General features: G+C 70.2%; 10 protein-coding genes. 7 read left to right on the top strand and 3 right to left on the bottom strand.

Annotated elements, in window-relative coordinates:
* The first annotated feature begins 533 nt into the window (after nucleotides 1-533).
* Complete coding sequence (locus NCC78_RS23620; RefSeq protein WP_250797124.1) at nucleotides 534-986, top strand: GNAT family N-acetyltransferase; 453 nt, start codon at nucleotides 534-536, stop codon at nucleotides 984-986.
* A 2-nt stretch (nucleotides 987-988) separates the two neighbouring features.
* Here the strand turns inward: NCC78_RS23620 and NCC78_RS23625 are convergent, their stop codons facing one another.
* Complete coding sequence (locus NCC78_RS23625; protein WP_250797126.1) at nucleotides 989-1,546, bottom strand: hypothetical protein; 558 nt, start codon at nucleotides 1,544-1,546, stop codon at nucleotides 989-991.
* A 235-nt stretch (nucleotides 1,547-1,781) separates the two neighbouring features.
* Between NCC78_RS23625 and NCC78_RS23630 the strand changes: the two genes are divergently transcribed.
* The 4 genes from NCC78_RS23630 (at nucleotide 1,782) to NCC78_RS23645 (ending at nucleotide 4,291) form a co-directional block, all read left to right on the top strand.
* Nucleotides 1,782-2,636, top strand: a complete 855-nt coding sequence (locus NCC78_RS23630) for an aldo/keto reductase (RefSeq protein ID WP_250797138.1) — start codon at nucleotides 1,782-1,784, stop codon at nucleotides 2,634-2,636.
* Between the two features lie 181 nt (nucleotides 2,637-2,817).
* On the top strand, nucleotides 2,818-3,072 hold the full coding sequence (locus tag NCC78_RS23635; protein WP_250797129.1) for a hypothetical protein: 255 nt from the start codon (nucleotides 2,818-2,820) through the stop codon (nucleotides 3,070-3,072).
* Nucleotides 3,042-3,302 (top strand): hypothetical protein, encoded by a 261-nt coding sequence (locus tag NCC78_RS23640; protein ID WP_250797130.1) that lies wholly within the window; start codon nucleotides 3,042-3,044, stop codon nucleotides 3,300-3,302. The genes NCC78_RS23635 and NCC78_RS23640 overlap by 31 nt, the downstream gene beginning before the upstream one ends.
* 62 nt (nucleotides 3,303-3,364) lie before the next feature.
* Nucleotides 3,365-4,291 carry a phosphotransferase family protein gene (locus tag NCC78_RS23645; protein WP_250797132.1) on the top strand — a complete coding sequence of 309 codons (927 nt, stop codon included), beginning with the start codon at nucleotides 3,365-3,367 and terminating at the stop codon, nucleotides 4,289-4,291.
* A gap of 40 nt (nucleotides 4,292-4,331) precedes the next feature.
* Here NCC78_RS23645 and NCC78_RS23650 read toward each other — a convergent pair whose 3' ends face one another.
* Nucleotides 4,332-5,021 carry an MOSC domain-containing protein gene (locus tag NCC78_RS23650; RefSeq protein ID WP_250797133.1) on the bottom strand — a complete coding sequence of 230 codons (690 nt, stop codon included), beginning with the start codon at nucleotides 5,019-5,021 and terminating at the stop codon, nucleotides 4,332-4,334.
* 119 nt (nucleotides 5,022-5,140) lie between these two features.
* Between NCC78_RS23650 and NCC78_RS23655 the strand changes: the two genes are divergently transcribed.
* Both NCC78_RS23655 and NCC78_RS23660 read left to right on the top strand, forming a co-directional pair.
* Nucleotides 5,141-5,695: a Uma2 family endonuclease gene (locus NCC78_RS23655; protein WP_250797134.1), complete on the top strand. Its 555-nt coding sequence runs from the start codon at nucleotides 5,141-5,143 to the stop codon at nucleotides 5,693-5,695.
* A 57-nt stretch (nucleotides 5,696-5,752) separates the two neighbouring features.
* On the top strand, nucleotides 5,753-6,547 hold the full coding sequence (locus tag NCC78_RS23660; protein ID WP_250797136.1) for a class I SAM-dependent methyltransferase: 795 nt from the start codon (nucleotides 5,753-5,755) through the stop codon (nucleotides 6,545-6,547).
* Between the two features lie 119 nt (nucleotides 6,548-6,666).
* Here the strand turns inward: NCC78_RS23660 and NCC78_RS23665 are convergent, their stop codons facing one another.
* Nucleotides 6,667-7,911: a DUF4153 domain-containing protein gene (locus NCC78_RS23665; protein WP_250797137.1), complete on the bottom strand. Its 1,245-nt coding sequence runs from the start codon at nucleotides 7,909-7,911 to the stop codon at nucleotides 6,667-6,669.
* Nucleotides 7,912-8,053: the final 142 nt, after the last annotated feature.

Genomic DNA, 8,053 nt, shown 5'->3' on the forward strand with positions numbered 1-8,053 from the left:
CCGCCGGCGTAGCCGCGCTCCACCAATGGTGCCGCCCTGCTTCGAGTAGCGGTGCCCGACGCACGCGGAATCCCATCCGCTCGAGCACGACTACCGCCTGCTCGAGGTCGGGCTCGTAAGCGGCATGGAGCGGCCCGGACAGCGATGCGATAACGACGAGATCTCCGGGCCTCAGGGCACGAGGTCGAAGCGGTTGAGGCAGTGCGGGACCGGTCACCGATGCAGTGTCCCCACAGGCGCAACAACACGCTACACACTTACCGATCGACCGCCCAGCAGGCCGAGCCCGCACAGCCCCGGCCGGTCCCAATACGGGAGCCGACCCCGGGGGAATTACGTGAGCGCCCACAGCCGGTTCCTGCGCAGCTGCGAGATTGTCCCGTCGACCGGTCGCGTCAGGCCAACCGCCCTCGTGCCGGCGGCTGTGGAGCTGGAGCGAGAGATGGCCAGTGTCCATTGAGTGGTATCGCCGCCTGGTGGAACGGGAGTATTAGGATCGATTGGTTCGAGCGGGCTTCGGGGGCGGAATGCAGGTGACGGTACGTAAGGCGGCGGCGGCCGATACTGCGGCGTTAGGCGGCCTGCGGTGGCGGCGGCTGACCGAGGAACGCGGCTATACCGGGACAGACCACGCCGCATTCATGGAAATGTTTTGCGCGTGGGTCACCGACCATTGCTCGACCCACTTGCCTTTCCTTGCTGAGATCGACGATGACGTGGTCGGAATGGCCTGGCTGATGGTCGCTGACCGGGTACCGACTCCCGCACGTCGACGTCGTCGGAGCGGCGACGTTCAGTCGGTGTACGTGGTGCCTGATCTGCGTGACAGCGGGATTGGTGCCGTCTTGCTGGAGGCCGTGTTGGCCGAGGCGCGCAAGCTGGACCTGGAGCACGTAACCGTCCACTCGAGCGAACGAGCAGTGCCCTTCTACCAGCGGGTGGGCTTCCAGCACGACCAGAGCTGGCTCCGCTGGCAACCGGAGTGAAGCTACTGAGCGCGCTGAAGCTCGCCGATGAACGACTCGATCCGGTCGAGGTCTTCTGGTTGCAGGCCGCGGTTCGACTTGGGCGCGATCAAAAGAGCTTGCCCACTGGCCGTCAACTCGTCACGGAGGCGGCCCGGCGCGGGCAGTGCGTCGTCGTCGGTCCAGACAAGTCGGCGGCCCTCGGCCAGAGCGGCGCGAGCCGCAGCAAGCTTCAGCGGCCAACAAGCAGGGCCCCGTGGCATCGGATCAGCAGAGATCGCCCGAGCCAGCGGAGGCAGTCGCCACAGGTACTCAAGCCGATGAGCATCCGGGCACCAGGTGGTGCACCAACGGACGTCCACCATGCCGGACTCATGAAGGAGCCGGATCCGGTCGATCAGAGCTGGCGCCCAACGGACTACGTATGGCACCCGGTCGGTGTCCGACCAGACCTGGCTTTTCCTGGGTGGCCCGCCCCAGCCTGGCCGGTTCGCGTTGATGACCCCGTCCACGTCCAGCAACCACACCGGGCCTTCGAGAGACAGGTCCATCTCTGCTTCGTCACCACCCAGTCTGGCCACGACCGCACAGTAGAGGACCCGGCGCGGTTGCGGTTGAGCCTGTTGATGCCGCATCCGACGGCGTGGCGCTCCTGGTAGATGTTCGGATCGAAGGCTGGCGGGCACCCACCGCTGGCTCGTCGGAGCGCTTCCCAACTGTAGATAACCTAACAGTGATCTTGCGCGAGCGGTATCCGGCAGACGACCGACTGCGCAGGTCAGCGGCGGTGGCTAGGTTCGCCGAATGCCCACCAACATGATCACTGCGGATTCCGCAGGCACCTGGACTCTCGGCGACCTGACCGTCAACCGGATCGGATTCGGCGCGATGCGCCTGACGGGCAGCGGCAGCGCGGCGAGCGACCGCGTCCGGGTCGTCGGCGTGCTGCGCCGGGCGGTCGAGCTCGGTGTGAACCACATCGACACGGCGGCGTTCTACTTTTCGCCGCTCAGGTCGGCGAACGAGTTGATCAACAAGGCGCTGTCGCCGTACGCCGACGACCTGGTGATCACGACGAAGGTCGGGCCGGGCCGCGACCCCTCGGGGGAGTGGCTGCCGCTGGCCCGGCCGGACCAGCTGCGCGGGCAGGTCGAGGAGAACCTGCGCCAGCTCGGCCGCGACCATCTGGATGTCGTGAACCTGCGCCAGCACGGGCTGGACTCGGTCGCGGAGCACTTCGGCGCCCTGGCCGACCTGCGAGATGCCGGACTCATCCGGCATCTCGGCCTGTCGAACATTCGCCCGCAGCACCTCGCGCAGGCGCAGGCGATCGCCCCGGTGGTCTGCGTGCAGAACCCGTACGGCGTCGACACCCGACGCATGCACGACCAGTTCGTGCGCACCTGCGGCGAACAGGGTGTCGCGTTCGTGCCGTTCTACGCGATCGCCGGCGACGGACGTGAGGCCGGTGGCGTGGCCGCCAACGCGGCGGTGCATGCCATCGCGCGCACGCACGGCGCGACGCCGGCACAGGTGCGGATCGCGTGGACCCTCAGCCGCGGGCCGCACCTGCTGGCCATTCCCGGCACCGGCAACCCCGATCATCTGGTCGAGAACCTGGCCGCCGGGGCGCTGCGCCTGTCGCCGGACGAGTTGGCCAGCCTCGAGTAGCGGCGCCCGGCAGGGTTCAGCCCTGCCACGAGACCACGATCGTCGACGAGAGGTCCGTCATTTGCAGACAGCGACAACGTCCATCCCCATCCCGCCGCCGAACAGGTCATGGCTCGTTGCCCGAGGACTCATCCCCGATTACGGCCCTCGGCGCGTCCTGGCCATCGCGACCTTCGTCAACATGCTCGGAAGTGGCATCTTCATGGCCAGCGCCGTGCTCTTCTTCACCCGCTTCGTGGGGCTCCCCCTCGCGCAGGTTGCCCTGGGCATGGGCATCGCGGCCCTCGTCGGGCTGCTCGCCGGGATCCCGATCGGGCATCTCGCCGCTTGGGCCTCGATTCGGTACGTGGCCCAACGCTCACCCCGACTCATTTGGCCTAAGCCGATGCCAGCCAAGATGGCCAAGTGGATCTCGGCGGGGCTATGCGCGCGCTGAGGGCCGCCGACGAGGCGCTGCCGCAGGCGGAAGAACACGCCGCGCAGCTCGCTCGGCAGGTCAAGGCCGAGGCGCGCGCCCGGGTCGAGCAGGCGCGCGCCGAGCTGCACCGGGCCATCGTGGCTGAGTACCGGGCCGGCGCACGGCAGGTGGATCTGGTCAAGCGAACCGGCTACAGCCGCGAGCGGGTACGGCAGATCTTGCGTGCCGGCGGCGTCGAGGCTGACTGACCCTCTCGCCGACAGCATCGAAGGTTCGCGCAACGGTCCGCCTGACACGGGAGAACGAAGCATTGACGGAAGAGACGATCGGGACCGACGTTGTCCGTAGCGCCCTGGTCGAGGCGTGCCCGGGCATCCGAGTCGCGGACATCCGTCGGCTCGACGTCGGCTACACCAGCCGGCAGTGGGTCGCGGACACGGACGAGGGCCCGCTGCTGGTGAAGACACCGATGCGGGACACCGACCCGGAGCACCTGCGGCGGCTGGTCGCCACTACCCGTCGCGCCGCCGAGGGCGGCGTCCCGGTGGTGCGGTTCCGCGCCTTCGTGCCCAGGAGCACCGTCCTTGCGGCACCGCTGCTCGTGCAGGAGTACCAGGACGGCACGCCCGCCGATGAGGCGTGGGAGGCGATGGACTTCGACCGGCGGATGCGGTTCGCCGGCGAGCTGGGCCACCTCGTGGGCCGGATCCACTCCTGCTCCGGCCCGTGGTTCGGTGACGTGCTCGGCAGCGGGAAGTACCCGGACATCCAGACCTTCCTGCACGCCCTCGTCGACTCCCGGCTGGCCGAGGCGCCGGAGGACCTCACCTCGATCGGACGCGTCGGCCTGTCCGCGGCGATCCACCGCGCCGTCGACGCCGTACACCCGGAGGGCGCACCGTCGCTGACCCACGGGGACCTGTGGCGTCCGAACGTGGTCCTCCGCGAGGGACGGATCGCCTGTCTGCTCGATTTCGAGCACGGGTGCTACTCGGACCGTTTCCTGGACTTCGGCAAGCTCGATGAGCACGTCTTCACCGATTTCCCCGAGGGACGAGCGGTCTTCCTGGACGCCTACGACGAGGTGTGCGCGCTGCCGGACGACTGGGAGTCCAGGGTTCGGCTCGGTCACGCTCTCCACGCTCTGTCGATGAGCGTCTACTTCCTGCGCTGGACCCCGAGGTGGGCACCGCAGTACGTGCGCGAGTTGGAGGAGTGGGTGAACACCCAGGCGTGACAGGCCGGTCTCAGAACTTGCTCGACCCTGCGCCGAGTGGTCACACAGGTTCGACGGTGTCCAGGAGCGTAACCCGGCCGGGCCGTTCGACGGTCGCCCAGACGCCGAACGTCATGTCGTGGTGCTCGCCGACGGTCCTCAGGAGTTCCCCGTGCTCCGGGGCGCCCTCCTGGGCGAGGTCGATCATGACGCACCGGGTGAGCCGTTGGCGTGGTCGCAACACGACCTCGGAGCCGATGCGGACGTCTCGGCCGAGCCATCCGTCTTCGACGAAGTCACTGCCCGGTGTGTCGACGAGCAGGTTGGCCCGGAACCGTACCGGGGCGACGGGCTCTCCCAGGAGGTCATGGAGCCGTCGTAGCGCGGCCGTGCTGATCAGGCTCACCGGCCCCTCGTCGTGATGCATGATCGACGCCTCACGCTCGATCGTCACGGGCCGAGCGAGCACCTCGCTGACCGCCTCGTGCGCGACCGGCTCATCGGCCGTGAAGCGACGCCCGTCGGGCAGTTCGACGACCGGCACCGGATCTCCGGAGTGCCCGCGAAGCGAGAGCAGCCCCGGCATCCGGCGGAAGCGGCGGGTGCTCTTTCCGCTGCCCAGCTTCCCGTCCGCGTCCCGCACCGCCCACAACCGGTCACCGACCAGACCCCGCTGCTCGACCTCGACGGTCTCCAGTTGCTCACCGCCCAACGACTTGATCGGATACCTGCGAATCTCGATCAGCTTCATCCGCATCACCTTAAGCCGGACCGACGACGGTGGCGGCTGAGCAGCGCCGGTATCGGTCGTAGCCGTGGCTACGTCGGCGCTGCCGGAGTCGACGCGGCACCTCGCCTAGGATGGGGCTCATGAGCGCTGAGGCCGTCGGCATGCACATGCCCGCCGTCGTGACGCTCGACGACGTGGCGGCGATGAACGCCGCCGATCCGAACGGCCACCGCTACGAGACCAGCCCCGAGGGGGTCCTGTCGGTCATGCCGCCGCCCGACTCGGAACACGCGATGATCGCCAGTCGCCTCTTCGCGTGGCTCATCATGGCTGGTTGGCCCGCCGAGCAGGTACTCCAGGCCGCGGGGGTGCGCATCTCCGGGCCGCAGGGTGACGGCGGCCGCATTCCCGACCTCACGGTGTGGCGCAAGCCGCCGCCCGGGGGTGTGTGGTCAGCCGCCGGCGACGTCGTGTTGGTGATCGAGATCGTCTCGCCCGGCTCGGAGGCGATGGACTCGGTCACGAAGGTCCGCGAGTACGCGTCGGCGGGGATCCCCCAGTACTGGGTGGTGGACCGGGACGGGGCGCAGACGGTCACCCTGCACCGACTCGCCGGGCAAGGTGGCTACGAGGAGCGGGCGCGGATGCCGTTGGCGTGGCTGCTCCAGACCTCGCCCGCCGATCACCTGGACTGAGCCGGCGACGCGCCTCGCGGCGTGATCGCGCTGGACACACCCTCGTATGGTTCGCCCATGGCGCACCAGATCTGGGCCGACGGCGAGGCATACGAGGCGTACGTCGGCCGGTGGAGTCGCCCGGTCGCGGCGGAGTTCCTGCGCTGGCTGGACCTGCCACCCGGCCTGAGCTGGCTGGACGTGGGCTGCGGGACCGGCGCGCTGACCTCGACGGTCCTGGCGCTGGCCCAGCCGGCGCGGGTCACCGGCATCGACCGGTCCGAGGGCTTCGTGGCCCATGCCCGCACCCGGATCGGGGACCCGCGGTCGGCCTTCCACGTGGGCGACGCCCGGTCGTTGCCGCTGCCGGACGAGAGCGTCGATGTCGTCGTCAGCGGGCTGGCGCTCAACTTCGTGCCCGACCAGGCGCGGGCCATGGCCGAGTTCGCCCGGGTCGTCCGGCCGGCGGGTGTGGTCGCCGCCTACGTCTGGGACTACGCCGAGGGCATGGCGATGATGCGCCACTTCTGGGACGCGGCCGCGGTGCGCGACCCGTCCGTGGCGGGGCTGGACGAGAGCCGCCGCTGGTCGGGGTGCGATCCGGAGTCACTGGGTGCGCGCTGGGTCGACGCCGGCCTGCGGGGCGTGTCGGTGCGCCCCGTCGAGGTGCCGACGGTCTTCGCCGACTTCGCCGACTACTGGACGCCGTTCCTGGGTGGTCAGGGGCCAGCTCCCGCGTACGTCATGTCGCTGGCCGAGCCGGACCGCGCCGACCTGCGCGACCTGCTCGCCGCCCGCCTGCCCACCGAGCCGGACGGGTCGATCCGGCTCACCGCCCGGGCCTGGGCGGTGCGGGGAACAACGCCGAGCTGAACCCGGACCGGCATCGCGGTGGGAGCTGACGACCGAACCCGGCGGTGCCGGGTTCGGTCGTCAGCGAGCCCTGCCCGACGCCCCCGGCGGACCGGGGGCGTCGGGCTTCGCCGCCGTGGCTACCGGCGGGTCTTGGGCAGGTCGAACTGGTCGGCGGCCTTGCAGTCGCGGGGACCGCCGACGCCGCCCGGGCCGACCCGGTCGAGCGCCTGGCGTGCCCGCACCCGGCCCAGGTTCCAGGCGTACCAGGGGTCCGGCTCTTCCAGGTCGTCGGCGATCCAGCTCAGCGTGCAGCGGCGCACCGGGTCGGGCAGGCCGGCCAGGGCCGGCGTCGCGTCGGCCGAGAGCGCCCGCAGGTACCAGGCGTCGATCTTCCCCGTCTGCTCGTAGCGGGCGATGTTGCGGCGGGCCGCGTAGTCCTCGGGGTTGACCACGGCCAGGCTGAGCAGCATCACCACGGCGAGCGCCACGGTCATCCGGGGGATCCAGGTGCCCCGCCACTTGAGCCCGGCCACCAGGATCATCAGGAACACGGTGCCGAGGAGCAGCTCGAACGCCATGACGAAGAGGCGTTCCCCGGTGAAGCTGTAGACCTTCTGGTACGTGTACATGCGCGACAGCGCGGAGACCACGATGACGAAGCTGAGCGCGCTGAGCAGGCCGAGCAGGATCCGGAGCAGGTTGCGCTCCACCGGCCGGTCGCGCCGTGCCCAGCGGGCCACGCCGCCGAGCACCGCCAGGGTCAGCATCGTGACGATGACCAGCTGCCAGAACCCGCTGCGGGCGTACTCGGCGTAGCTGAGACCGGCGGTGCGCAGCACGTGCCGCTGGCCGCCGAAGAGCACGGTGAACTGCACCGCCACGAAGCCGCCGAAGAGCAGCGTCAGCGCGGTGATGACGGGCGCCCATTCCACGACGCCGAGCCGGCGGGTGCTCGCCCTGTCCACCGTGGAGAGGCCGGGCGGCGCGGAGAGCGTGTAGACGGCGGCGACGGCGCTCAGCCCACCCACGGCCGCGAGGAAGATCCACCGGAACACCGCGCCGACGCTGACCTCGGGCACGATCTCGCCGAGGACCACGGAGAAGGCGCCGTCGGCCGACGAGAGGAGCGCGCCGAAGACCACCAGCGCGGCCACGGTGGCCGCGGCCGACCCGACGATGCGACGGACCAGGCTCGGGTCCGCCGGGGCCTGGAGGTGGTCGCGCACCCACGGAATCCCGCGGAACGCCGCGAACGGCGCCGCCACCAGGCTGAACAGGATCGAGCGTACGAGCCGGCCGCCCACGATCGCCAGCGTCGCGCAGCCGAGCGCGCCGAGGACGCAGAACGTCACCAGCCACCAGGCGTTGCGGAAGGTCAGCACGGACAGCAGGGCCAGGGCGGCAACCAGCAGAAGGTGATCGTGGCCCGGGAGCTGTCCCGGCCGCTGAAGCTCTTCATCGCCGCCCAGCCGACCCGCGGCGTCGACGTCGGCTCCATCGAGTTCATCCACAGCCGGGTCATCC

This window comes from Micromonospora phytophila, assembly GCF_023656545.1.
Classification (GTDB): domain Bacteria; phylum Actinomycetota; class Actinomycetes; order Mycobacteriales; family Micromonosporaceae; genus Micromonospora; species Micromonospora phytophila.